We start from the raw sequence: 24,381 nt of genomic DNA on the forward strand, positions 1-24,381 counted from the left end.
TGATCCGCTGTGACAACGGTCCGGAGCTGATCAGCCAGGCCCTCGCCGACTGGGCCGGGCAGAAGGTCGGACTGCACTACATCCCGCCGGGGGCACCATGGCGTAACGGCTATGTGGAGTCCTTCAACAGCAGGATCCGGGATGAGTGCTTGAACATCAACAGCTTCTACTCCCTGCTCCACGCGAGGGTCGTGATCAGCGACTGGAAGTATGACTACAATCACCACCGGCGGCACTCCTCACTGGGCTACCAACCCCCAGCGGCCTACGCCGCAGCCTGCCGCCACACAAGAGAAGATCAACCCCCGCAGCTCACATAAGAACTGGACCTAACACCGGGGGCATTCCATGGGGGCGCGAATTCATCTCAATAATGTTGAAATTCTCAGGTGAGGCTGTCGACTTCCTGTCATAGAGCACATCGACTCCGGCGACGTGGATATTGGGGCAGGCCGCAACAGCGTCAATGGCAGCTCGGCGGATGGGCTCCGGGAGCTCTGCGGTCACATCCACCACATCACCGCCTGCGGAAGCATTGGCCACCCGGCGCAGGACGACGTGCTCACCTGCTTCCGGAGTGCTGGTGAGCTGAATGCTCTGCTCTTCCAATTCCTGCCTCACCTCATAGTCAACCCGGATGAGCCCTTTGGACAGGAACGGGTTCTCCCTGCGGTAGGCATTCTTCTGGTCGATGAGCTGTTGGACGGTGCTCTGCCCGTCACCCACGACATGTGCAGGAACTCGTCTGCAGGCGGCCAGCACCTTTTCACCGACAACTAGGATTCTGTAGTCATCTCCCTGCACGTGCTGTTCCATGACAATCTCCTCAGCGTGCAGGTCTTCGACCAGATGACACCATCCTGCGGTCAGCTCTTCCCAAGAAGAAATACCGCTGAGCACCCCCCGGCCCATCGTTCCCTCGTTGGGTTTGAGCACCAAGGGGTATCCGAGCGTGTCTGCCAGCGAGTTGAGACTCTCTAGGCTGGTCTCTTTTGCGTTCAGAATCCGCCCTTTCGGGATGGGCAGGCCCGCTTCTTCAAGGAGGCGTTTGGTCTCCCACTTCCGGATGAGTCTCCTGTAATCCTTGGGTTTGGTCCAGGTGGAGGGCCGGGAATCGTTGAAGCGGATGCTTCGCTCTGCAGATGCCAGCGTGAATTGGCGCAGATCGTAGTCGTGGAAGGTAACGGAAAGGCCTCGTCGCCACCCTTCAAGGGCCAGGCAGAAGCTTGAGAGGCGTCCGCCACCGTAGCTGTGGCGGACCACCTCCGGGGAGAAGTGCTGAGGCCAGGTTGCTGGAGGATGTGGGTCTTTCACAGAGCGGGAGTCTTCTCCCTCATGCTGACCCTTACCCCATCTTCAGCTGGATATGAGCTGATGCTGCTTTCGTAAGCTATGCGGGAACACGGAACTCTCACCGGGTGTTAAACATGTTCTGTGACTGCCGATCGACGCAAAGCCTGGACGCCCATCCCCTCAGAGCTAAAGGTGATGATCGTTTCGGCGTTCATCATCGCCATCGGGTTCGGGATCGTCTCACCCATCCTTCCCCAGTACGCCTCCGACTTCGGCGTTTCCGCCATGGCCGTCTCCGCGGTGGTCTCAGCGTTCGGGCTGTTCCGGCTGATGTTCGCCCCAGCCTCCGGTAAGCTCACCCACATGCTGGGGGAGACCCCGGTCTACGTCATCGGTCTGCTCATCGTGGCCGCCTCCATGATCGCCACCGCCTACGCGCCCACCTACGAGATGCTCCTGGCCTTCCGCGCGGTGGGCGGCATCGGATCCACGTTCTTCACCGTGGCCGCCATGACCTTCCTGGCACGGAAGTCCCCGCCGAACATTCGCGGACGCGTCATGGGCGCCTACGCCTCCGCGTTCCTCATCGGCAACATCGCCGGGCCGATCCTGGGAGCGATGCTGCTGGTCTTCGGGCAGCGGGTGCCCTTCCTCGTCTACGGCGGGGCCCTCGTCGTCGCAGCCGGGGTGGTCTTCTTCATGCTGCGGAAGTCCCGGCTGGAGGACCGGAAGACCAAGGACGAGCGGGAGAGGGCTTCCGTGAAGGAGGCCTGGGGCCATGGCAGCTACCGTGCCGCCCTCGCCTCCGGGTTCGCCAACGGGTGGGCTACCTTCGGGCTGCGGAACTCGGTGGTCCCGCTCTTCGCAGCCTCCGCCTTTGTGGGAACCAGCTGGCTCATCGACTCCGCCCAGCTCGCCGGCGTGGCCCTGGCCTGCTTCGCCGCCGGCAATGTGGCCATCGTGCTGACCCTCGCCAAACGCTCCGACGAATGGGGCCGCCGCCCGCCCATCATCCTTGGGCTGCTCATCGCCGGCGCAGCCACCGGCGCCCTCGGCTTCTCGCACCAGCCCTGGATGCTGCTGGTGCTCAGCCTCATCGGCGGCGCCGGGACCGGGCTCATCGTCCCCGCCCAGCAGGCCGCCCTCGGCGACATTGTGGGGGAGGGGCGCAACGGCGGCACCGTCATCTCCACTTTCCAGATGGTCCAGGACTTCGGCGCCATCGTCGGCCCCCTCCTTGCAGGGCTGCTCGTGGACCAGCTTGGCTATCAGTGGGCGTTCGGCCTCACCGGCCTCATTCTAATTCTCGCTGCAGGCGCCTGGGCACTCGCCCCTGAGACACTGACAGGCAAGGAACGGATCAGGAGTGTCTCCACGGCGTAGCCTCCAACCAGGATTAGGCTGAGCAGCAGTTCGAGCTCGTAGCGAGGTGGATCTCGCTGTCGTGAGGAGAAGAACATTGGACCTGGGTCATGCTTCAGAGGTGATGCGTTCTATCGGCATCGCACCAACCAGTTGGACGAACACCGTGGTGGTGGCCGAAGCCTTGGAACGTGGCGTCACAGTGGAGAAGCACCCCACCAGGCGAGGACTTCTCCTTTCGCACGGGGCCAAGTCCTACCGCTGGAGCGGGGGCGCCAACACGCTGAATACTCGGCTGGCGATCCTTACCGCGAACCAGAAGGACGTCGCAAGTCGACTCCTGCGGAACGCGGGCCACAACGCTCCAGAGAACGCTGTTTTCCGACCTGGAGAGACTGCTCGAGCATGGGCCTGGGCGGACGAGCTTCTGCCTGTGGTGCTCAAGCCCCGTGACGGTCGTCAGGGAAATGATGTTCATGTGGGAGTCAGGGAGGAAGAAGAGTTCTTCCGTATCTTCGACGCGTTGGCCGAACGCCACGGTGATGTGCTCGTCGAAAAGTTCTGCTCAGGAACAGAGCACCGCTGTCTTTTAGTCGAACACAAGCTCATCGCCGTGACCGAACGCCGCCCCGCGAGCGTGGAAGGGGACGGTAGAAGCTCAGTTGCTGAACTCGTCTCGAAGAAGAACAAGGACCGAGGTCGGATCCATAAACCCCTCAGCCTCGGGCCTGATGAACAGCAGACCCTCGCACGAGCCGGCCTCCACGTCGACAGCGTTCCCAAGGAGGGACAGCGGGTCTACCTCCGTGTCACATCCAACCTGCACACAGGCGGGGACGCGATCGACGCAACGGATGCGGTTACCCCAGAGGAGAAAGCACAGATTGAGGCCATGAGTCGTTCCATCCCGGGCCTCCGAGTCGCTGGCTTTGACGTCCTCCTACCGAGAAGCAAGGGGGACGGGCCGCTTACGGTTCTAGAGGTCAATAAGGCTCCTATGATCTCGATGCACCACTTCCCGTGGGAGGGTGAAGCTAGGAATGCGGCAGGAGCAGTGCTAGATGCGATGTTCCCAGCCGTGGCTCCCGTCTCAAAGGTGAGTTTGGCTGCTTAGTCGCCGTCCTGGACGCGCGTGCATGTATGCAGATGTAGTCGGCAAACGGTCTACCCATAGGGCTCACCTCAAGACGATGGGCGACGCTTTGCAGTGTTCATCGCCACGGACAAGTACCTAACCTACACGCCCACTCCTGCAGCGAGCAGGCGTTCCCGGCTGGAGAACTAGGCAGGACACAGCGATGGGGCCGGTCCAGAGTTGTGCTCCGGGCCGGCCCCATCGTGTGGGTGATGATGAGATTAGCTAGTGGCTTCAGCCTTCTCCTCAGCGGTGGCGTATGCCGGACCACCGTGGGCGACGACGTCGATCCCAGCGTCCTCAACCTCGGGTTCCACACGGAAGCCGATGGTCTTGTGGATGATGAGACCGATGATGTAGGTCGCCACGAAGGTGAACACCAAGGTGACCACGCAGGCCACAATCTGAGCCCACAGCAGCTCGAACCCGTGACCGAAGAACAGACCGCCACGGCCGTCGTCGATCAGCGAAGCCCGGCCGAACAGGCCGATCGCGATAGTGCCCCACAGCCCGGCGACGAAGTGCAGGCCGACGACGTCGAGCGTGTCGTCGTACTTGCCCCACTTGAAGTCCACCGCGAAGCAGCAGATCACACCAGCGATGGCACCAAGGATGATGGCACCCAGCGGGGTCACAAACGCCACAGCCGGGGTAATAGCCACCAGACCGGCAACAATCCCGGAGGCGGCGCCCACAGCCGAAGGCTTCTGGCCGCGAGCCCACTCGGTGAGCAGCCAGGCAACCAGAGCGGCAGCCGGAGCCAGCATGGTGTTGACCACGTTGAGCGCGGACTCCTCCGGGAAGGAAGCCTCACCAACGTTGAAGCCGAACCAGCCGAACCACAGGATGGAGGCACCCAGCAGCACCAGCGGCAGGGAGTGCGGGGTGGCGCGGTTGATGTTCTCGAAGCCGCGGCGCGGGCCGATCACCAGCGCCAGAGCCAAAGCGGCCAAACCAGCGCACATGTGGACCACCAGACCGCCGGCAAAGTCAACAGCTTCACCCACGGCGTCACCGATCAGACCGCCCTCAACAAGCAGTCCGCCATCGCCCCACACCCAGTGGGCCAGGGGAGCGTAGACCAAGGTCAGCCAGATCGGCACAAAGATCATCCAAGCGGAGAACTTTGCACGGTCGGCGATGGCACCGGAGATCAGAGCCGTGGTGATGATAGCGAAGGTCGCACCGAAGCCGACCTCCACCAGAGCGGCCGGGTCCTCATCAAAGATGTCGTACAGTGCGAAGCCGCCCGGCACGCCGAACAGGCCGCCAGCAGCACTCTCACCGAACGAGATACCGTCGGCCCAGAAGGCCCACGTGATGGCCACCAGACCGATGGCGGCAAAGCTCATCAGCATCATGTTGACCACTGACTTAGCCTGCGTCAGACCCCCGTAAAACAGGGCCAGACCAGGGGTCATGAACAGCACGAGCGCTGTGGCCACGACGAGCCATAGCGGCTCGACATAATCCATAAGTTCCATGCGTCCCTCCAGGAAACGTGCCCACCGATGGCTCTCATCGGTGCGAGCTGGAGTCCATGTTCCTCCAAGCGTGTTTCAAGGGAGGGGCTGGCATGTTTCAGGTGTGTAAAGAGTTTCCACAACTGCTCACATCACACCAGGATGTGGCGGGAAAATACGGCCCTAGGCCTCTTCCAGGAGCGCGTCAACAAACTGTTCAGTCTCGAAGGGCGCCAAATCATCAGGGCCTTCACCGAGTCCGATGAGCTTCACGGGCACACCGAGCTGCTTCTGAATCGCCACCACGATGCCGCCCTTGGCCGTGCCATCCAACTTGGTCAGCACAATCCCGGTGACATCGACCACCTCGGAGAAGACCTTCGCCTGATTCAACCCGTTCTGGCCGGTGGTGGCATCAAGTACCAACAGCACCTCGTCGACGTCGGACTTCTTCTGGATGACTCGCTTGACTTTGCCCAGCTCATCCATGAGGTTCGCCTTATTCTGCAGCCGACCAGCGGTATCCACCATCACGACGTCGGCTTCTAACTCCGCAGCCTTGCTCACCGCTTCAAAAGCCACCGACGCCGGATCGGCGCCTTCCACATCGGATGAGACGGTGGGCACCCCCACGCGGGCTCCCCATGTGGTCAGCTGCTCGGCCGCGGCAGCACGGAAAGTATCCGCCGCTCCAAGAACCACATCCTTATCCTCAGCGACCATCACCCGGGCCAGCTTGCCGACCGTAGTGGTCTTGCCGGTGCCATTGACCCCGACCACCATCACCACCGCGGGGCGACCCTCCGCGGTTACCTGCAGGCTACGGTCGAACTCCGGGTCGATCAGCGCGATGAGTTCCTCGCGCAGCATGGCGCGGACCCGTTCCGGGTCCTTAGAGCCTTCTACCTTGACCCGCTCGCGCAGTGTGTCCACCAGTTGCATCGTCGCATCCGTGCCCAGATCCGCGCTGAGGAGGGTCTCCTCGATCTCTTCCCAGACGTCCTCGCTGATCTCATCGGAGCTCAGCAAGGCCAGCAGGGATTTGCCGAAGACATTGTTGGACTTCACCAGCCGGGCACGCAGGCGCTCCAGCCGCCCGGCCACCGGTTCCGGGGTCTCCACCGTCGGTTCGGCGGGGGCTTCAGCCGCCTCAGTGTCCTCGTCGGTTTCGGGACGTTCGGCAACGAGTGTGTCACCGCCGTCGTCGTCTCCACCGGCACCCGGGGGGAGGTCATCGGCATCCCGGGTCTGTTCGTACAGCTCACGGGATCGGCGGGTCAGCCAGCTGCCCTTGACCAGGAAGAACCCGAGCAGAGAGATCAGACCGGCGGCGAGGACAATGAACGTGATGAGAACTGAAGTTTCCACGCGATTCAGTCTCCCATATGCAACGGGGCAGAACCTCGAGAGGCTGAGGTGAAACCTCGGAGCTCCGCCCCGGAGGATCCCTTGTGGGCGAGCCTTGAGGCGGCGAGCTACGCTTATGAGCTCGCCGGGTCAAGGCGAGACAAAGGAGGAGGGGGGAGCGGAGAGGTTTCGCCCCTGAACAGAGAACTTCTTCTAGCGCTTGAAGCGTTTGGAGACTTTGGAGAACGTGTTGCGTGCCTTAGACGGGATGGTCCGCAGCACCGAAGAGTTCGTCTCCTCGGCGATAATGTCGAGTTTGGTGTGGGCGGAATCGGTCGCCTCAGCCACTTGGCCGAGTTTGTCCTCGAGCTGATCGATCCGGGCCACGAGCGCGCCGATGCGAGCATCCCGCTCCGCCAGCTGCCCGGAGACGGCCTCGGAGTGTTCCCGCTGCTGCTGCTCGGCGAGCTGCTCCTGTTCGCGGACAGCTGCTTCGAGCGTTTCGAGTCGCTGTTGTAGCGTCTCAAGGCGCTGAGGGACCTCAGTCATCTCCGAGAGCGCCTCATCGACTCTGGTCTCGAGCTGCTTGATCTCCACGGCGCGGACTTCGTCCAACCGGTCATAGACACTGCGCAGCTCCACGACCAGATCCTTCTGCTGGCCCAGCAGTGCCTGCACCACCTGGTGGGCATTCTCCCCAAGATCCGGGCTCACCGCTGGGGAGTCAGGGTCTCCAGCTGCGATGGTGCTGGGCTCTGCAGACTCCGGCTCGCCGCCATCAGGCGCGGTGAGGTCCGCCTCCGCGGGCTGGGCCTGGGGTTCGTCTGGCTGGCTGCTCTCAGATGTCATGACGGTCATGATCCTATCTGCTGTGGCACTCAGGCTCGGCGTCCGTACAGAATGTCCAAAAAACTGCGGCGGCGCGGGGGCTCGGCAGGTGCTGGTCCAGTGGTGTGTTCGCTATCAGGTGCGGGTGGGGCACTCGCTGCCGGTGCCGGCGTCGGGCGCGGTGGTTTCGGCAGGGAGATCGTGGTCCGAACCGGCCGCAGTTCTTCCGGCACCGCAGCGGTGCCGATGTGGGTGGGAACCTGCAGGGTGTTCATGTCGTATCCGGTCAGGGCGCGCAGTCCCGCGGCGGGGAACTTCAGCAGTTCGTCCACGAAGCTGGCGCGCTGAGCGTACCCGGCGCACCGGGCCGTATGGGCTGCTGCGATGGCGATGGCATCCTGCGGGGCGCGGCGGATCTGCGGGTGCTGTTTGATTCCCGCAGCGGCGCGGCGGTGCCCGTCTTCCACCGCGCGCATGAGCTCCAGGTGGGCAGCCAAGGCTGACTGCACGACGCCGGCATCAGTGCTCTTTTGGTCCACATTGCTACTGTAGAGCTTTGGACCAATGCCGCTCAGCACGTGTTTCAAGCTGACATTCAGCCCGCTGGGCGCCGCCGACATAACCCAGACCTGAAGGAAGACACCCCGACGTGTTCAACTCCCTCTCCGACCGGCTCACCGCGACCTTCAAAAACCTGCGCGGTAAGGGGAAGCTCACCGAGGCGGATATCGACGGTACCGCCCGGGAGATTCGCCGCGCCCTGCTGGATGCCGACGTCGCCGTCCCCGTGGTGCGCGAGTTCATCCGCCGGGTCAAAGAACGCGCCATGGGACAGGAAGTCTCCCAGGCGCTCAACCCCGGCCAGCAGGTCGTCAAGATTGTCAACGAGGAACTCGTGGGCATCCTCGGCGGGCAGACCCGTGAACTGGCCTTCGCCAAGCAGCCCCCCACCGTCATCATGCTTGCCGGTCTGCAAGGTGCCGGGAAGACCACCTTGGCCGGCAAGCTCGCCCACCATCTGAAGAACCAGGGACACGCACCCCTGCTGGTGGCCTGTGACCTCCAGCGGCCCAATGCGGTCAAACAGCTGCAGGTTGGCGGTGAACGTGCCGGGGTGCAGGTCTTCGCCCCCCACCCCGGGATCAGCTCCGAGGCCGAGGTCCCCACTGGGGATCCAGTGGCGGTGGCACAGCAAGGTGTTGCCCACGCCAAAGACAAGCTGCACGACGTCGTCATTATCGACACCGCCGGCCGGCTTGGTGTGGACTCGGAGCTGATGAAGCAGGCTGCTGACATCAAAGCGGCCACCGGCGCCCACGAAACCCTGTTCGTCATCGACGCGATGATCGGTCAGGACGCCGTCAACACCGCCCAAGCCTTCAACGAAGGGGTCGATTTCACTGGGGTGGTGCTGACTAAGCTCGACGGTGACGCCCGCGGTGGTGCGGCACTGTCTGTGGCGCAGGTGACGGGCAAACCGGTGATGTACGCCTCCACCGGTGAGGGGCTGAAGGACTTCGAGGTCTTCCACCCGGACCGCATGGCCCGGCGCATCCTGGACATGGGGGACATCCTCAGCCTGATTGAACAGGCCGAAGCCACCTGGGATAAGGCCGAGGCCGAGAAGATGGCCAAGAAGTTCGCCGACCAGGAGGACTTCACCCTCGAGGACTTCCGCGCCCAGATGCAGCAGCTGAAGAAGATGGGCTCGATGAAGAAACTGCTGGGCATGATGCCCGGAGCCGCGGGGATGCGCCAGCAGCTGGAGCAGTTCGACGACAAACAGATCGACCGCATTGAGGCGATCATCAACTCGATGACCCCCCATGAGCGCAACGCCCCTAAAATCATCAACGGCTCCCGGCGGGCTCGCATCGCCAAGGGTTCCGGAGTCCACGTCTCCGAGGTCAACCAGTTGCTGGAGCGCTTCGCCCAGGCGGCCAAGATGATGAAGAAGATGGCCGCCGGTGGGGGAGCCCCCGGTGGGATGCCCGCCATGCCCGGTATGGGGGGCATGCCCGGTGCCGGTGCCGGCGGGAAGTCCAAGCGCAAACAGGCCAAAGGTAAGGGAAAGAAGAAGGCCAAGTCCGGAAACCCCGCTAAAGCAGCCCAGGAGGCTCGGGAAGCCGAGCTGCGCCGTCAGGAGGCCGCTGCCAAGCGGATGGACGGCTCGAGCTTTGGTGCCCAGCAGGAAGAGATCTCTCCAGAAGACCTCTCACTGCCCCGCGGGTTCGAGAAATACCTCAAGTAATGGCACAATAGGCTGGTACTTTGCTCAGAAGCGCGAGCACCCTCTACCCTCGCGAAGCTGACCAATGTTCACAGCGGTCACACCGGCTGGAGCAGCATCCCCACACAGCGCAGGTGATCGGCCGCGCCAAGACTCAGATACAGGAGTAACCACACAAGTGGCAGTCAAGATTCGTCTGAAGCGGTTCGGTAAGATCCGCAGCCCGCACTACCGCGTCATCGTCGCCGACTCGCGCACTAAGCGTGACGGTAAGGCGATCGAGGAGATCGGCAAGTACCACCCCACCGAGGAGCCCTCGCTCATCGACATCAACTCCGAGCGGGCGCAGTACTGGCTCAGCGTCGGGGCCCAGCCCTCCGAGCAGGTGCTGGCTCTGCTGAAGATCACCGGCGACTGGCAGAAGTTCAAGGGGATCGACGGCGCCGAGGGCACCCTGAAGACCAAGGCACCTGCCGAAGAGTTCGTCGCCCCGGACAAGAAATCGGTCATCGTGGAGAAGACCGAGGACAAAGCCGAGGACAAGCCCGCTGAAGCGGAGCAGGCCGAGGAAGCTCCCGCTGAGGAGACCCCGGCTGAGGAGTCCGCCGAGGAGAAGGCATAGTCGCCATGTCCCAGGCAGTCATCACCGACGCAGTGGAGCACCTGGTACGCGGCATCGTCGACTCACCTGACGACGTCGACGTCCGGCGCCGCAGCGGTCGTCGCTATGACACCGTCCAGGTCCGGGTCAACCCCGAAGACCTCGGCCGGGTGATCGGCCGCGCCGGACGCACCGCTAAGGCGCTGCGTGCCGTCGTCGCCGCATTGCCCGGCGGAGAAGACGTGCGGGTCGACGTCGTCGACACCGACCGCCGCCGCTGACCTCACCGGGTCATGGCCCAGACCGAATACCGCACCGGCCCGCAGGAGCCCTCCGACCAGGGGGAGCGCCTGCGGGCCGCGCGTATTGGTAAACCCCATGGGGTGCGCGGTGAAGTCACCGTACAGTTGTTCACCGACGACCCGGAGACCCGGCTTGCTGCCGGAGTGCAGCTCATCCGTGAACCCGGCCGGGAGACCACGGATCGGAGCACGACGACGCTCACGGTCGCTTCCCAACGGTGGAATAAGCACATCTGCCTGCTCCGCTTCGAGGAGGTCACCGACCGCGACGCCGCCGAGGCGCTGCGCGGCTCAGTGCTCTACGTCACCGAATCTCCGGACGAGGAGGGCTGGTATTCCCACCAGCTGGAGGGGCTGCGCTGTGTGGGCACCCCTGGTGAGTCCACAGCGGGTGAGGAGCTCGGCGTCGTCGTCGGACTGCTGACCGGTGAGGCCCAGGACCTGCTGGTGGTTCGGACCCCCGCCGGCGATGAGGTCATGGTGCCGTTTGTTGAAGCACTGGTGCCTAAGGTGAACCCTGAGGCGGGGATCATCCGGCTCGACCCGCCCGCCGGACTCTTTCCTCCTGCATAACGTTATGAATCCTGCATACCGTTATAACCCTATGCAGTGTTCATACGGTGATGCAGAACTGAAAGGGGCGAGCCAGGATGCGGATTGACGTGATCTCCATCTTCCCGGAGTTCTTCGATGTCCTGGACCTTTCGCTCATTGGCCGGGCCCAGGCCGAGGGTCTGTTGCGGATCCATCGGCACAACCTGCGTGACTACACCGAGGACAAGCACCGCACTGTTGACTCGCCTCCGGCCGGTGGGGGAGCCGGCATGGTGATGAAACCCGAACCCTGGGCCCAAGCTCTGGAGCAGGTCCTCAGCGATGGGCCGGACCAGCCCGGGGCCGCGGCCTCCCTGCCCAGGGGCGCAGCATCCGAGCCCGGGACCAGCTGGGTCTCTCCCTCAAGGACCGCAGCCTCTCTGCCCGGGTCCAGCTGGGTCTCTCCCCCCGGGACCGCAGCCTCCCACCCCGGGGCCGCAGCACCCACCCTGGTGATCCCCACACCCTCAGGTGAGGTCTTCACTCAGCGCACCGCCGAGGAGCTCTCCACCTGCGAGCACCTGGTCTTCGCCCCCGGCCGATTCGAGGGGATCGACGAGCGGGTCACCGAGTGGGCGGAGCAGCGTTTCCGCGTGCGCCGGCTCAGCATCGGTGACTATGTGCTCAATGGGGGAGAAGCCGCCGTGGTGGTGATGGTCGAAGCCATCACCCGGCTGATCCCAGGGGTGATCGGCAATGCCGAGTCCCTGACCGAAGAATCTCACAGTGACGGTCTGCTGGAATACCCCGTCTACACCAAACCGGCTGATTGGCGTGGCCACCGCATTCCCGAGGTGCTGCTCTCCGGGGACCACGGCAGGATTGCCGCCTGGCGCCGCGCCCAGGCTGAAGAGCGTACCCGGCGCGTTCGCCCGGACCTCTGGGCCCAACGCCCCGGCACCGGGGTGGCAGATCACGACGACGCCAAGTAGACTTAAGCGCTGTGCCTGCTGGGCGCCGAATCTGCCATGGGGGAGACGGTGCCAACAGCCAGGAATCGCAGCCCGGCATCCCGGGCTCCGAACCCCAAGCCTCAGACCAGCGCCGCACGGCAGCCTTGCCCGCGGCCCGGGTCCCTGACATCGGGCGAGTTGACCTGTGGCAGCCCGTCCCAAGGAGAAACCATGCAGAAGCTCGATTTCATCGACCAGGCCAGCCTGCGCGACGACATCCCGGAGTTCGGCCCCGGTGACACTGTCAACGTGCACGTCACCATTGTCGAAGGCAAAACCACCCGTGTGCAGGTCTTCAAGGGCTACGTGCTCGGCCGCCAGGGCTCCGGCCTCGGTGAGACCTTCACCGTGCGTAAGGTGAGCTTCGGCGTCGGAGTGGAGCGGACCTTCCCGGTGCACTCCCCGGTCATCGAGAAGATCGAGGTGGTCGCCCGCGGTGACGTGCGCCGCGCCAAGCTGTACTACATGCGTGACCGCCACGGTAAGGCAGCCCGCATCCGGGAGAAGCGCGAGTCCGCGATCGCCCGCCAGCAGGGCGAGGCCGTCGAGGAAGCCACCGAGGCCTAAATCGCGCATCACTGCGCCTAAGCCAGCACACTGTGACTGAGGAGACCCCCCAGGCCGAGCCCGTCTCGGAGCCTGGGGGGTCTCGTCGTCTCCGGCGGTTGGGTCGCGGCCAGGGGATTCGGCAGCGTTTCAGTCTGCCCCGCCTGAAGCAGTGGGGCCTCTGGGTCGGCGCAGTGTTCACCCTCGCCCTGGTGGTGGTGATCGGGGTGCGGGTCTTCGCCGTTGATGTCTACACCGTCTCCGAGCACTCCATGGAGCCGACCCTCAGCGACGGCGAACGCATTGCGGTGGCCAAACGCTACCCGGGCCAGGAGGGGCCCCAGGTGGGCGACGTCGTCGTCTTCGATGGAGAAGGTTCCTTCACTCCCTACCGAGGGGAGGTGGGCCTGGTGGAACGGCTCGGCGATCAGATCGGCCACTGGTTCGGGGCAGGTTCGCCACCACAGGTATTCGTCAAACGTGTCATCGGCACCGGCGGTGACACCGTGGTGTGTTGTGATGAGGCTGGGCGGCTGAGCGTCAACGGGGAACCGCTTGAGGAGCCTTACCTTGCCGAACCCCAGGAGGCGGCCTCAGAGCTGAGCTTCGAGGCGGAGGTGCCGCCGGGGCGGATCTGGGTCATGGGAGACAACCGGGCCCACTCCGTGGACTCTCGCGCACTATTAGGCGCACCAGGCGGCGGTATGATCAGCGAGGACCGTATCATCGGCCGCGCCTTCGAGGTGGTCTGGCCGCCAGCAGAGCGGCGAAGCATCGAGGAGGGCCGTTAAGTGAGCGACGAGAGCCCGCAGCAGGACAAACGGAAACGCCATCCGGCGGTCTCCCTGTTCATTGAGGCCGGCACCATCATCGGATTGGCGCTGGTGATCTCCTTCATCGTCAAGACGTTCTTCCTGCGAGCGTTCTACATCCCCTCAGAGTCAATGGAACCCACCCTGCAGGTCGATGACCGCATTGTGGTGAACCTGCTCGCCCCGCAGGTGATGGACATCCACCGCGGCGATGTGGTGGTCTTCGAAGACACCCGCAACTGGTGGGGTTCTGGCAGCACCCCCGACCCCGGTCCGGTGCAGGAAGCGCTGATGTTCATCGGCCTAGCCCCGGACACCTCAAGCCACTTTGTGGTCAAACGCGTGGTGGCCCTGGAGGGGGACACCGTGGTCTGCTGTGACGACGATGGCCGCATCGAGGTCAACGGCCAGCCGATTGAGGAGCCGTACCTGTTCCCCGGGGACTCTCCGAGCGAGTACGAATTTGAGGTCGAGATCCCGGCTGAGCACGTGTGGCTGCTTGGCGACCACCGCAGCGCATCCGCTGACTCCCGGGCACACGTTGATGAGCCCGACGCCGGCGCCGTTCCGTTGGATGATGTCATCGGCCGGAATCTGGCGGTGGTGTGGCCGCTGGACCGCATCAGCGGTGGCGGCTCCGAACGGGACCCTTTTGAGGCTGTCCCTGAGGCGGAGTCCGCCCGGTGAAGTCCCCGGCAACCCTGGCACCGGAGTTGCGCCTGGCCGCTGAGACGGGGGTGCGGCTCATCGCCGGAGTGGACGAAGTCGGGCGTGGAGCATTGGCTGGCCCGGTGAGTATCGGCGTCGTCGTGATCGATCTGGACCAACTCGAGGATGAGGTGCTCACCGCCGGTGTCTGGCCGGCCCTGGACGGGGTCTGTGACTCGAAGCTTCTCACGCCCCAGGCACGCAGGTTCTGGCAACCGGCTATTTGCGAGCATGCCGCCGCCTATGCGGTCACCCACCGGGAGCCGGAGCACATCGACGCCAAGGGGCTGACCCGTGCCATGGGGGAGGCCGGACGTGCCGGACTGGAACAAGTGGAATCGCACCTGGGTCGAGCGGTGGATGCGGTCATCCTGGACGGTAGTCACGACTGGCTCACCTCGGCCACCGATCCTCGGGTGCGCACGGAGACGAAGGCGGATATGCGGTGGCTGACTGTGGCCTGTGCCAGTGTGCTGGCCAAGGTCGAACGCGATGAGCTGATGGTCCAGTTGGCCCGCCAGTACCCGCACTTCGGGTGGGAATCGAACAAGGGCTACGGTTCGGCCGCGCACCGGGAGGCGATCCTCACCCACGGGCCGACCCACCACCACAGGCAGTCCTGGAACCTCGGGGTGCAGACGCTCCCGGGGTTGTGAACAGCGTTCAGCGAGGCAGGCTGAGCGTTACGGGGTCGTGAAGAGACGGGGTCGTGAAGAGATGGGGTCGTGAAGAGAACGACGACGTCGCCCTCGGCCATATCAGGGGTGGTTCAGATGGTGACTTCTCCCCTGGGGGTGGCGAAGGTGATGCTCATAATCCCGGGAGTGCCGGAGGGGGCCACCCAGTCGACCTCGACGTCTTCGAAGGGGTCGGCGTCCTGGGAGCCCAGCCAGTCGGCCACCCGCTGCGGGGAACCGGCGATGGAGAGCTTAACCAGCCGGGCTTCTGGTTCATAGGCCCGGGAGGGGTGTAAGTGCTCGGTGCCTTCGTCCCAGCGCAGCAGGTAGGGGACCTGCGGGTCGGCGATGAGCCCTTTGATGCCAATCTGCTGCCAGCTCAGCTCCTGGCCGTCGGGGAACTTCCGGTTTCCGGGTACTGAGCGTCGGCCCAGCCGCTGCTCGAAGGGGGAGAGGTCGTCCACGCAGACGCACCAGCCCATCCACCCTCCGCCAATCTGGGAACGGTTGCGTACCGCCTGACCGAAGGGGGCCTTGTCCGCGCTGGGGTGATCGAGCACTTCAACGATCTCCAGGTACTGCCGATTCGCCAGGGGGATGATCGCATTGGCCGTGCCGAAGCGCGGGTGAATACCACCTTTGACGCGCTCCACACCGAGCGCGCTGGTGATCTGTTCGACCGTGACGTCCATTCCGTCCGGGCCGACTGCATAAGAGACATGGTCCAGCCGCATGGTGCCTATCCTGACACCGTGCAGCCCGCAGCCGAAATTGAGAACCGGAAAGCGGAATTCTACGTCGCGTAGAACTCCGGTGGGTTGGCGGCGTATCCTGGTGCAGTGCTTGCAACCGCCCGAGAGCCTAAGTGGATCGCCATGCTGCTGCTGGCGTTGCTTTTGGCCACTGTTTTTGTGGTGCTCTCCGCCTGGCAGTTCAGTGTCTCCCGCTCGGAAGGTAATCCCATCCAGGGTGAGACCGAGACCCCAGTGGAGCTCACCGAAACCTATGAGCCCCAGCGGCACATGACCATCTACGAGGCCGACCGCATTGTCGACTTCAGTGGGGAGTTTGTGGAGAACACCCAGGTCGCCATCGACTCACGGTTGCAAGACGGTGAAGACGGGTACTGGGCCGTAGCGGCTTTCGCGGTGGATGGAGCCCCCGACGGCGAAGTGATCCCGGTGGTGCGTGGTTGGGTCGAGTCAGTTGAGGATATTGATGCACCCCCCACCGGCCAGTTGCAGCTACAGGGCCGGTTGCTGCCTACTGAAGCCCCTGGGCCTGGGCCACGGGAGCTGCCCACTGGTGTGCTGCCGACCCTCTCGGTGGCTGAGCTCATCAACTTATGGGATCGGGACTCGTACTCCGGGTTCATTGTCGACTTCTCTGGCGAAGCCCGGGATGCCGACTCCGCCCTGGAAGGGATCTGGGTGGATCCGCAGCCCGAGGGCTCGGAGATCAACTGGCTGAACCTGTTCTACGCCGTGGAATGGGTGGTCTTCGCCGGGTTCGCGTTCTACATCTGGTACCGGCTGGTCAAGGATGCGCACCAGAAGAAGCTGGAAGAGGAACGCTTAGACCGCGAGTGGGAAGAGCAGTGGCGCGCTGAACAGTTGGCCAAACTGGCCGCGAAGGAGAACCATGACTGAGAACCGGACTGAGACAGAGACCGCCGCGGACCAGGGGCAGTCGGCAGGTGAGCAGGCTGACCAGACTGAGCTTTCTCGCGAAGAGCTTGAGGCGAAGATTCCGCCCGCTCCGCCGCGGCCGGGGAAGAACAAGCGCCGCTTCGGTGGGACGGTGGCCCAACTCAACAGTGCGCTGAACCTCTACCGGGTGCTGGCTTTCATCACCGGGATCTTCCTGCTTCTGCTGGTGGTGAAGATGGTCGCTGATTACGGGTTCGGCCTGGAACTCTACGTGGGTGGGACCCTCGATGGTGAAGAGCACAGCTTCGGTGTGCACCCCCAGGGTGCAGTGGTGGAAGGTCAGGCGGTCAGCTCGCTCATCGCGATCGTCCACGGCTGGGTCTATGTGATCTACCTGATTGTGGGTGCACGGCTGTGGTACATGATGAGCTGGCCGATTAGCCGGATGCTCCTCATCGTCGCCGGCGGTTTGGTGCCGTTCCTGTCTTTCATTATGGAGCGGAAGATCACCCGTGAGGCCCGCGCTGAGATCGCCGCGCACCCCGACGCCGCCCGCCGTTACTGAGTGTTCTGCCCGGGCCCAGCCTGCGGGTTGAGGGCTGGGTGTCCAGATCGCGGACCCAAGAGCCACTGAGACTCCGCTCCACCCGTCGGGACAGGTAGGCTGGAGTGTGCGCGGTGACATTGCACGCGATGTGAGTCACATTGGTGTGTGAGAATGTGACCCGTACATCAGAGCGCATTCCAACGTTGAAGGAGTTCGGTGATCCATGGCCGCTGACGACGCCGTAGTGATCGGAGTGGACTTCGGAACCCTCTCGGGGCGAGCCCTCGTGGTGCGGGTCTCCGACGGAGCAGAGCTGGGAACCGCGGTCCACGAATACGACCACGGGGTCATGGACTCCCGGCTCACCGCACACCAGAACCAACCACTGCCTCCCGAATGGGCTTTGCAGGTACCTGCCGATTACGTCAACGTGCTGAAGAACGCGGTCCCCGCAGCAGTGCGCGACGCCGGTGTTTCCCCTGAGCAGGTCATCGGCATTGGCACCGACTTCACCGCCTGCACCATGGTGCCCACCACCTCCGACGGCACCCCCCTGAACGAACTGGAACAGTACGCCGACCGGCCGCACGCCTACGTCAAACTCTGGAAACACCACGCAGCCCAGGGGCAGGCCGACCGGATCAATGAGTTGGCCCACTCGCGCAACGAGCCCTGGATTGGCCGGTATGGCGGGTTCATCTCGTCCGAATGGGAGTTCGCCAAAGGACTGCAACTGCTGGAAGAAGACCCTGAGCTCTACGAGGCGATGGACCACTGGGTCGAAGCCGCTGACTGGATTATCTGGCAGCTGACCGGTGAATACGTCCGCAACGCCTGCACCGCCGGATACAAGGGTATCTACCAGGACGGCAAGTACCCGGACGAGGATTTCCTCACCGCACTGAACCCGGAATTCGCCGGTTTCGTGCGCGAGAAACTTGACCACACCATCGGTCAGCTCGGGTCTCAGGCTGGCACACTCACCAAACAGGCTGCCGAGTGGACTGGACTGCCAGAAGGGATCGCCGTCGCCGTCGGCAACGTGGATGCCCACGTCACGGCACCCGCGGCCGACGCCGTCGAACCCGGTCAGATGGTCGCAATCATGGGCACCTCCACCTGCCACGTGATGAACGGTGAGACCCTTGCCGAGGTTCCCGGCATGTGCGGGGTCGTCGACGGGGGGATCACCGAAGGTGCCTACGGCTACGAAGCCGGACAGTCCGGAGTTGGGGACATCTTCGCTTGGTACGTCAGAAATCAGGTGCCCGGTGACTACGCCGCCGAGGCCGAAGCTCGCGGTATCAGCCTGCACGAGCTACTCACCGAGAAGTCTCAAGATCAGCCGGTCGGCGCCCACGGGCTCATCGCCCTGGACTGGCACTCCGGTAACCGTTCCGTGCTGGTGGATCACGAACTCTCCGGGTTGATCCTGGGTCAGACCTTGGCGACCACACCAGAGGACGGCTACCGGGCGCTGCTGGAATCCACGGCCTTCGGCACCCGGACCATCATCGAAGCTTTCAATACCTCAGGGGTGCCGGTGCGGGAATTGGTGGTTGCCGGGGGGCTGCTGAAGAACCGTTTCCTCATGCAGACCTACGCTGATATCACCGGACTGGAGATCTCCACGATCACCTCATCCCAGGGACCGGCGCTGGGCTCTGCCATTCATGCCGCAGTCGCTGCCGGGGCCTATGAGGATGTTCGTAGCGCCGGGGCGGTCATGGGTGGCCGGACCCGTGCCGCATACGTCCCCGACCCGCAGCGGGCCGAGGCCTACAGTGCGTTATTCGGTGAATACACCAAGCTCCACGACTATTTTGGGCGCGGAGAGAATGACGTGATGCGCCGGTTGAAGGCCATCCGCCGCGACGCCGTCACCCAGGCCGACAGTGCGCCACACAGTGCAGATCAGCTCACCAGTGACCAGACGGAGCAGGAGGCGGTGAACGGATGACCGTGCTCAGCGAACTGCCCCAGACCGTCCAGCAGGCGGTGGCCGAGACTCGCCAACGGGTCTGCGACCTCCACGCCGAGCTGCCCCGCAATGAACTGGTCGTCTGGACCGCCGGCAACGTCTCCGAACGCGTACCCGCTCATGAGGGTGCCCCGGAGTTGTTCGTCATCAAACCCTCCGGGGTCTCCTACGACGAACTCTCCCCCGAGGTCATGGTGGTGTGCACCCTGGACGGGGAAAAGATCGACGACGGCACCCCCGCTCACCTGCAGCCGTCCTCGGACACTGCAGCCCACGCCTACGTCTACCGCCACATGGCCGAGGTCGGGGGAGTGGTCCACACCCACTCCACCTACGCCACCGCGTGGGCAGCCCGGGGTGAACCCATCCCATGTGTGCTGACCATGATGGCCGATGAGTTTGGCGGCGATATCCCGGTGGGGCCTTTCGCGCTCATCGGGGATGACTCCATCGGCCGCGGCATTGTGGAGACCCTGCGGGAGTCCCGCTCCAAAGCGGTGCTGATGGACCGGCACGGTCCCTTCACCATCGGCAAGGACGCCAAAGCCGCGGTGAAAGCCGCAGTGATGTGCGAAGAGGTGGCTCGGACCATCCACTTCGCCCGCGCCTACGGGGAGCCGGAGCGCATCGAACAGCACCTCATCGACTCCCTGTACGAGCGCTACCAGAACGTCTACGGCCAGAAAGGCGGGAAATGAACGCAGCAGCTGACCCCTACGCAGGTAAGAGTGTCTGGTTCCTCACCGGAAGTCAGGACCTCTACGGGGAGGAAACTCTCGCCCAGGTGGCTGAGCAGTCCCAGAAGGTCGCCGCGACCCTGGATGCTGCCGACGTCGTGCCCGCCACCGTGGAGTGGAAGCCGGTGCTCAAAGAGCGCGAGGCCATCCGCCGGGCCGCACTGGAGGCCAATGCGGACCCCCAGTGCCTGGGCGTGGTGGTGTGGATGCACACCTTCTCCCCGGCCAAGATGTGGATCGCCGGGCTGGAGGCGTTGGCTAAGCCCATGCTGCACCTGCACACTCAGGCGAATATGGCCCTGCCGTGGTCTGAGATCGACATGGACTTCATGAACCTCAACCAGGCCGCCCACGGGGACCGTGAGTTTGCCTACATCGCTTCGCGCACCGGGACCCGACGCAAAACCGTGGTGGGTCACGCCTCTGATGAGCGGGTCCAGGCCAAGGTGGGCACCTGGGTGCGGGCTGCGGCCGCCTGGGATGCGTTGACGACTCTGCGGCTGTGCCGGTTCGGGGACAATATGCGCAACGTCGCGGTCACCGAAGGGGATAAGACGGAGGCGGAGATCCGACTCGGCACTAGTGTCAACACCTGGGCGGTCAATGACCTGGTCGAGCGGGTCGAATCCATCGGTGAGGGTGAGGTTCAGGCGCTGCTTGATGAGTACGACGACGTCTACGACGTCGCTGAGGAACTGCGCGCCGGGGGGAGCCGGCGGGACTCACTGGTATACGCCGCACGTCAGGAAGCCGGAATGCGCAGCTTCCTTCAAGAGGGTGGGTTCACTGCCTTCACCACTAACTTCGAAGACCTCGGTGGGCTCCGTCAACTGCCGGGGCTGGCCGTGCAGCGCTTGATGGCCGAGGGGTATGGTTTTGGCGCTGAGGGCGACTGGAAGACCGCATTGCTAGTACGTGCGGCGAAGGTCGCCGGTTACGGGTTGCCGGGTGGGGCCTCGCTGATGGAGGACTACACCTATGAGATGACTCCGGGCAAGGAGAAGATTCTCGGGGCGCACATGCTGGAGATTTGTCCGAGCCTGACGACGTCGAAACCCCGCCTCGAGGTTCACCCGCTGGGAATTGGGGACCGTGAGGACCCGGTGCGGCTGGTGTTCGACACCGACCCCGGTGAAGGCGTGGTGGTAGCGATGTCGGATATGCGGGAGCGATTCCGGCTCACCGCCAATGTGGTGGACATTGTGAAGCCCGATGAGCCGCTGCCGAACCTACCGGTCGCCCGTGCGGTGTGGGAGCCTCGTCCGGACTTCGCCACCAGTGCCGAGTGCTGGCTGACCGCCGGTGCAGCCCACCACACTGTGCTCAGTACTGCGGCCGGGCTGGAGGTCTTCGAGGATCTGGCCGATATCTCCGGAATCGAGTTGGCCACTATCGATGAGGCGACTACGACGCGCGGTTTTGCTCAGCAACTGCGCTGGAACGCCGCCTACTTCCGCCTGGCGCAGGGGCTATAAACCCGGTTTACCGGCTGCGGGTCGAGTCCCGCACCGCTAAGGAGGGCAGTAGCTCCACGCGCCGGGGCACCCAGGTTTCGCCCTGCTGTTCGGCGCGCAGCCGCTGACACAACAGGTCCGCTGCGGTGGAGCCCACCGCAGCTTTCGGCGGTGCGACAGCAGTCAGCGGTACCGAGCCCAGCCCGGCGACGGTGTCGTCATAGGCCACCACCGCACAGTCCCCCGGTACGGACATGCCGGCCCAGGCCATGCGTTGGGTGAGGACCAGTGCGTTCTCATCGCTGTGAATGAGCGCGGCGGTGAATTCCCCCTCCCGCAGCAGCTGGGGAAACCACCCGTTGTCCCGGGATGCGGCCTCAGTGCTGCGTGTTGCAGAGGCTGTTGCCTCCGAGGAGCTCAGGACACTTCGCCAGTGCTCGATACGGGAGTCGGTCTCAGCGATTCTGATGAAGGCCTCGTGCACACGCCGCGCGGTCGGGCTGTCTTCACGGGATGCCAGAACGATGCGCCGGTGTCCCTGTTCGACCAGATGATCGACCGCCAGGTGGACACCGTGGGTGTGGTCGCTGCTGACTGAATCCACGTGGTGGAGTCTTCCGGAGCTGCCCGGATGGCGTTCCATCAGAACAGTCGGCACGCTCAGCCCGGCAAGGATCTCGGTGTCGCGGTCTTCGTCTTCGGCGGTTTGCCACCGCGGAGCCAGTAACAGCCCGTCCGTCTTTTCGGCGGTGATCTGCTCGATGACTTCGCGTTCGGCTGCGCGGTCATGCGGGGTCAGGCTCAGGACTACTCGGAACCCGGCGCGTTCGAGTTGTTTACGGGCTCCCTGTGTGACTTCAGCCAGGTAGGCATGGCGTTCCGGAACGACGATTGCCACCGTCCCCAGATTCCCGCCGGCGACACCCTGATTGTCTGAGGAGCGGCGCACGCGACCGTGTTGCCGCAGAACTTCGCCGCGGCGGGCGAGGGCATCTAGATCTCGGCGGACGGTCACCATGGATACTCCCGTCAGCTCCGCGAGATCCGCTGTTTTGACCTCCCCGTGGTGGTCGATGACGCCGAGGATCCGCTGCTGCCGGGCCTGTACTGATTCCCTCATGACCTCTCTCCACTCAATGATCGATTGATCGAACTATATACGTTACGAATGAATATGATCGAAATCGTTGACACCGTGATTGAAGTCACATTATCGTGATCCCACTGCGGTGGCGAGGGCTATCGCTGGCGTGAGAGGAGGAACGATGACCGTGGCGGCACCCGTAGCCCATGTGGCCGATCCAGCTGAGTCATCTCAGCCGCCGGTCGCCACACCCCCGCCACGGCGCGGAAAGTGGACTGGGTGGGCGTTCGTGGGCCCGTTCATGGTGGTCTTTGCCTTCGTTTTCTTGGCTCCGATCATCTACTCGCTGTGGCTGAGCCTCTTCCGGGATCAGATGGTCGGTGGCAACCAGTTCGTGGGGCTGGAGAACTACATCCAGGCCTTTGGGGATCAGCAGCTCTGGCGCGCACTAGGTCGCGTGACGCTCTTTCTGGTGATTCAGGTGCCCGTCATGCTGGGCATCGCCCTACTCGTCGCCCTGGCCATCGATTCCGGTCGCCTCCACGGCAAGAACTTCTTCCGGATTGCGGTTTTCATGCCCTACGCGGTGCCGGCTGTGGTCGCCACGCTGATGTGGGGGTTCATGTATGGCACACAGTTCGGGCTGGTGGCGAATTTCAATGACATGTTCGGCCTGAACATCCCCAGCCCGCTGGCTCCGGAATGGGTGTTGCTGGCCATCGGCAATATCGTCACCTGGCAGTTTGTGGGCTACAACATGCTCATCTTCTACAGCGCCCTGCGGGTCATTCCACACTCACTGTATGAGGCCGCTGAGATCGACGGTGCTGGACAGTGGCGGATTATCACCGCGATCAAGCTGCCGGCCATCCGCAGCGCGATGGTGATCGCGACAATCTTTTCCATCATCGGTTCCTTTCAGCTCTTCAACGAACCGAGCATTCTCCAAGCGATGGCGCCGAATTCGATCTCATCTTCCTTCACTCCGAATCTTTATGCCTACTCGCTGTCCTTCGCCGGCCAGCAATTCAACTACGCGGCCACAGTGGCCATCATCATGGGGGTTATCACCATGCTGGTGGCCTATGTCGTCCAGCTGCGCGGTATGCGGGAGGACATGCGATGACCATCACCGCTACAGATTCCCGCACACACCGCACTTCGGCACGGCGTCGCCCGGCGCGGACGTCCATGCTGAAAAGCACACGGTTCAGCAGTGTGACCCGGCCGCGCCGAAGCGCCTTGCTGACCGCGCTGACCTCCATCGCGCTGATCTACTCGCTGCTCCCCCTGGTGTGGCTGGTGCTCAACGCCACCAAACCGCAGGCGGAGCTGTTTACGTCTTTCGGCCTGTGGTTCTCCGACTCGTTCCACCTGATCGAGAACATCGCCGCCACGCTGAGCTACGACGACGGCATCTACACCCGTTGGCTGCTCAACACCATTCTCTATGTGGTCGCTGGTGCCGGAGGAGCCACCCTGCTTGCCGTGGCCGGCGGATACGGGTTGGCCAAGTTCAATTTCCCCGGACGACGAGCCGTCTTCGCGGTGGTCATCGGGGCCGCTGCGGTGCCCGGAACTGCTCTGGCGGTACCGACCTTCCTGATGTTCTCCCAGTTGGAACTGACGAATACGCCGTGGTCGGTCATCATCCCCTCCCTCATCTCACCCTTTGCGCTCTACCTGATGTGGGTCTTCGCGGCCGAGGCGGTCCCCACTGAACTCATGGAAGCCGCGCGCATGGACGGTGCCAGTGAGTTCCGAATCTTCTGGCAGATCGCTGCCCCGCTTCTGGCGCCGGGAACGGTGACTGTGGCGCTGTTCACCACAGTGGCCACGTGGAACAACTATTTCTTACCGCTCATCATGCTGCGGGACTCTTCCTGGTATCCCCTGACGCTGGGGCTCAACGCCTGGAACAGTCAAGCCTCCACCGCCGGGGGAGAAGCAGTTTTTGATCTGGTCATCACCGGATCCCTGCTGATGATCTTGCCGTTGATTGCCGTCTTCCTCCTGCTCCAGCGCTTCTGGCAAGCCGGGCTCTCCGCCGGTTCGGTCAAGGAATGACTTTGAACTTT

The 24,381-nt window shown here is 63.7% G+C and carries 26 protein-coding genes; 19 read left to right on the forward strand and 7 right to left on the reverse strand.

The genetic code is table 11. The annotated features are described in order from the left end of the window. The coding region (locus H578_RS0109625; RefSeq protein ID WP_028464138.1) for an integrase core domain-containing protein at positions 1–320 on the forward strand (320 nt) is incomplete at its 5' end. Here the strand turns inward: H578_RS0109625 and H578_RS0109630 are convergent. Beyond that, positions 313–1,314 carry an ATP-grasp domain-containing protein gene (locus H578_RS0109630; RefSeq protein ID WP_022873476.1) on the reverse strand — a complete coding sequence of 334 codons (1,002 nt, stop codon included), beginning with the start codon at positions 1,312–1,314 and terminating at the stop codon, positions 313–315. The two genes, H578_RS0109625 and H578_RS0109630, sit on opposite strands and share 8 nt — an antisense overlap. Positions 1,315–1,434: 120 nt before the next feature. Here H578_RS0109630 and H578_RS14585 point away from each other — a divergent pair, with 120 nt between their 5' ends. Further along, on the forward strand, positions 1,435–2,676 hold the full coding sequence (locus H578_RS14585) for an MFS transporter (RefSeq protein WP_022873477.1): 1,242 nt from the start codon (positions 1,435–1,437) through the stop codon (positions 2,674–2,676). Between the two features lie 103 nt (positions 2,677–2,779). After that, positions 2,780–3,769, forward strand: coding sequence for a hypothetical protein (locus tag H578_RS0109640; protein WP_022873478.1), 990 nt, complete (start codon positions 2,780–2,782; stop codon positions 3,767–3,769). 242 nt (positions 3,770–4,011) lie between these two features. Here the strand turns inward: H578_RS0109640 and H578_RS14590 are convergent, their stop codons facing one another. The 4 genes from H578_RS14590 to H578_RS0109660 form a co-directional block, all read right to left on the reverse strand. After that, on the reverse strand, positions 4,012–5,274 hold the full coding sequence (locus H578_RS14590) for an ammonium transporter (RefSeq protein ID WP_022873479.1): 1,263 nt from the start codon (positions 5,272–5,274) through the stop codon (positions 4,012–4,014). Positions 5,275–5,436: 162 nt separating this feature from the next. Further along, the gene (gene ftsY / locus H578_RS0109650) at positions 5,437–6,621 is read right to left on the reverse strand and encodes a signal recognition particle-docking protein FtsY (RefSeq protein WP_022873480.1); all 1,185 of its coding nucleotides are present in this window, start codon (positions 6,619–6,621) and stop codon (positions 5,437–5,439) included. Positions 6,622–6,813: 192 nt separating this feature from the next. Continuing rightward, positions 6,814–7,449: a hypothetical protein gene (locus H578_RS0109655; RefSeq protein ID WP_156837291.1), complete on the reverse strand. Its 636-nt coding sequence runs from the start codon at positions 7,447–7,449 to the stop codon at positions 6,814–6,816. Positions 7,450–7,478: 29 nt separating this feature from the next. Beyond that, complete coding sequence (locus H578_RS0109660; protein WP_156837292.1) at positions 7,479–7,967, reverse strand: hypothetical protein; 489 nt, start codon at positions 7,965–7,967, stop codon at positions 7,479–7,481. A 110-nt stretch (positions 7,968–8,077) separates the two neighbouring features. Here H578_RS0109660 and ffh point away from each other — a divergent pair, with 110 nt between their 5' ends. From ffh to H578_RS0109705, 9 genes are all read left to right on the forward strand, one after another. Further along, complete coding sequence (gene ffh / locus H578_RS0109665) at positions 8,078–9,679, forward strand: signal recognition particle protein (protein ID WP_022873483.1); 1,602 nt, start codon at positions 8,078–8,080, stop codon at positions 9,677–9,679. Between the two features lie 157 nt (positions 9,680–9,836). Continuing rightward, positions 9,837–10,280 (forward strand): 30S ribosomal protein S16, encoded by a 444-nt coding sequence (gene rpsP, locus H578_RS0109670; protein WP_028464139.1) that lies wholly within the window; start codon positions 9,837–9,839, stop codon positions 10,278–10,280. A 5-nt stretch (positions 10,281–10,285) separates the two neighbouring features. Then, complete coding sequence (locus tag H578_RS0109675) at positions 10,286–10,540, forward strand: RNA-binding protein (protein ID WP_022873485.1); 255 nt, start codon at positions 10,286–10,288, stop codon at positions 10,538–10,540. A gap of 12 nt (positions 10,541–10,552) precedes the next feature. After that, positions 10,553–11,134: a ribosome maturation factor RimM gene (gene rimM / locus H578_RS14595; RefSeq protein WP_022873486.1), complete on the forward strand. Its 582-nt coding sequence runs from the start codon at positions 10,553–10,555 to the stop codon at positions 11,132–11,134. Positions 11,135–11,211: 77 nt separating this feature from the next. Continuing rightward, complete coding sequence (trmD, locus tag H578_RS14600; RefSeq protein ID WP_022873487.1) at positions 11,212–12,087, forward strand: tRNA (guanosine(37)-N1)-methyltransferase TrmD; 876 nt, start codon at positions 11,212–11,214, stop codon at positions 12,085–12,087. A 192-nt stretch (positions 12,088–12,279) separates the two neighbouring features. Beyond that, complete coding sequence (gene rplS, locus H578_RS0109690) at positions 12,280–12,675, forward strand: 50S ribosomal protein L19 (protein ID WP_022873488.1); 396 nt, start codon at positions 12,280–12,282, stop codon at positions 12,673–12,675. Between the two features lie 32 nt (positions 12,676–12,707). Beyond that, a complete protein-coding gene (gene lepB / locus H578_RS14605; protein WP_245554967.1) occupies positions 12,708–13,445 on the forward strand; it encodes a signal peptidase I in 738 nt (245 codons plus the stop codon). Beyond that, on the forward strand, positions 13,446–14,153 hold the full coding sequence (lepB, locus tag H578_RS0109700; RefSeq protein ID WP_028464141.1) for a signal peptidase I: 708 nt from the start codon (positions 13,446–13,448) through the stop codon (positions 14,151–14,153). Next, positions 14,150–14,830, forward strand: a complete 681-nt coding sequence (locus tag H578_RS0109705) for a ribonuclease HII (protein ID WP_022873489.1) — start codon at positions 14,150–14,152, stop codon at positions 14,828–14,830. The genes lepB (H578_RS0109700) and H578_RS0109705 overlap by 4 nt, the downstream gene beginning before the upstream one ends. Positions 14,831–14,943: 113 nt before the next feature. Here the strand turns inward: H578_RS0109705 and H578_RS0109710 are convergent, their stop codons facing one another. Beyond that, positions 14,944–15,585 carry a VOC family protein gene (locus tag H578_RS0109710; protein ID WP_022873490.1) on the reverse strand — a complete coding sequence of 214 codons (642 nt, stop codon included), beginning with the start codon at positions 15,583–15,585 and terminating at the stop codon, positions 14,944–14,946. Between the two features lie 105 nt (positions 15,586–15,690). On the opposite strand from H578_RS0109710, the gene H578_RS14610 reads away from it, so the two are divergent. The 5 genes from H578_RS14610 (at position 15,691) to araA (ending at position 21,240) form a co-directional block, all read left to right on the forward strand. Beyond that, positions 15,691–16,500: an SURF1 family protein gene (locus H578_RS14610; protein WP_022873491.1), complete on the forward strand. Its 810-nt coding sequence runs from the start codon at positions 15,691–15,693 to the stop codon at positions 16,498–16,500. Continuing rightward, the gene (locus H578_RS0109720) at positions 16,493–17,065 is read left to right on the forward strand and encodes a DUF3817 domain-containing protein (protein ID WP_022873492.1); all 573 of its coding nucleotides are present in this window, start codon (positions 16,493–16,495) and stop codon (positions 17,063–17,065) included. The genes H578_RS14610 and H578_RS0109720 overlap by 8 nt, the downstream gene beginning before the upstream one ends. 205 nt (positions 17,066–17,270) lie before the next feature. Further along, positions 17,271–19,007, forward strand: a complete 1,737-nt coding sequence (gene araB, locus H578_RS14615) for a ribulokinase (protein WP_022873493.1) — start codon at positions 17,271–17,273, stop codon at positions 19,005–19,007. After that, entirely contained in the window at positions 19,004–19,726 is a 723-nt protein-coding gene (locus tag H578_RS0109730) for an L-ribulose-5-phosphate 4-epimerase (protein ID WP_022873494.1), read from the forward strand. The genes araB and H578_RS0109730 overlap by 4 nt, the downstream gene beginning before the upstream one ends. After that, positions 19,723–21,240, forward strand: coding sequence for an L-arabinose isomerase (gene araA, locus H578_RS0109735; RefSeq protein ID WP_022873495.1), 1,518 nt, complete (start codon positions 19,723–19,725; stop codon positions 21,238–21,240). Before H578_RS0109730 ends, araA begins: the two co-directional genes overlap by 4 nt. A gap of 7 nt (positions 21,241–21,247) precedes the next feature. Here the strand turns inward: araA and H578_RS0109740 are convergent, their stop codons facing one another. Beyond that, positions 21,248–22,339 carry a LacI family DNA-binding transcriptional regulator gene (locus H578_RS0109740; protein WP_022873496.1) on the reverse strand — a complete coding sequence of 364 codons (1,092 nt, stop codon included), beginning with the start codon at positions 22,337–22,339 and terminating at the stop codon, positions 21,248–21,250. Between the two features lie 145 nt (positions 22,340–22,484). Here H578_RS0109740 and H578_RS0109745 point away from each other — a divergent pair, with 145 nt between their 5' ends. After that, positions 22,485–23,429, forward strand: coding sequence for a carbohydrate ABC transporter permease (locus tag H578_RS0109745; protein ID WP_022873497.1), 945 nt, complete (start codon positions 22,485–22,487; stop codon positions 23,427–23,429). Continuing rightward, the gene (locus H578_RS0109750) at positions 23,426–24,370 is read left to right on the forward strand and encodes a carbohydrate ABC transporter permease (protein ID WP_022873498.1); all 945 of its coding nucleotides are present in this window, start codon (positions 23,426–23,428) and stop codon (positions 24,368–24,370) included. Before H578_RS0109745 ends, H578_RS0109750 begins: the two co-directional genes overlap by 4 nt. Positions 24,371–24,381: the final 11 nt, after the last annotated feature.

The organism is Nesterenkonia alba DSM 19423, assembly GCF_000421745.1.
GTDB lineage: Bacteria > Actinomycetota > Actinomycetes > Actinomycetales > Micrococcaceae > Nesterenkonia > Nesterenkonia alba.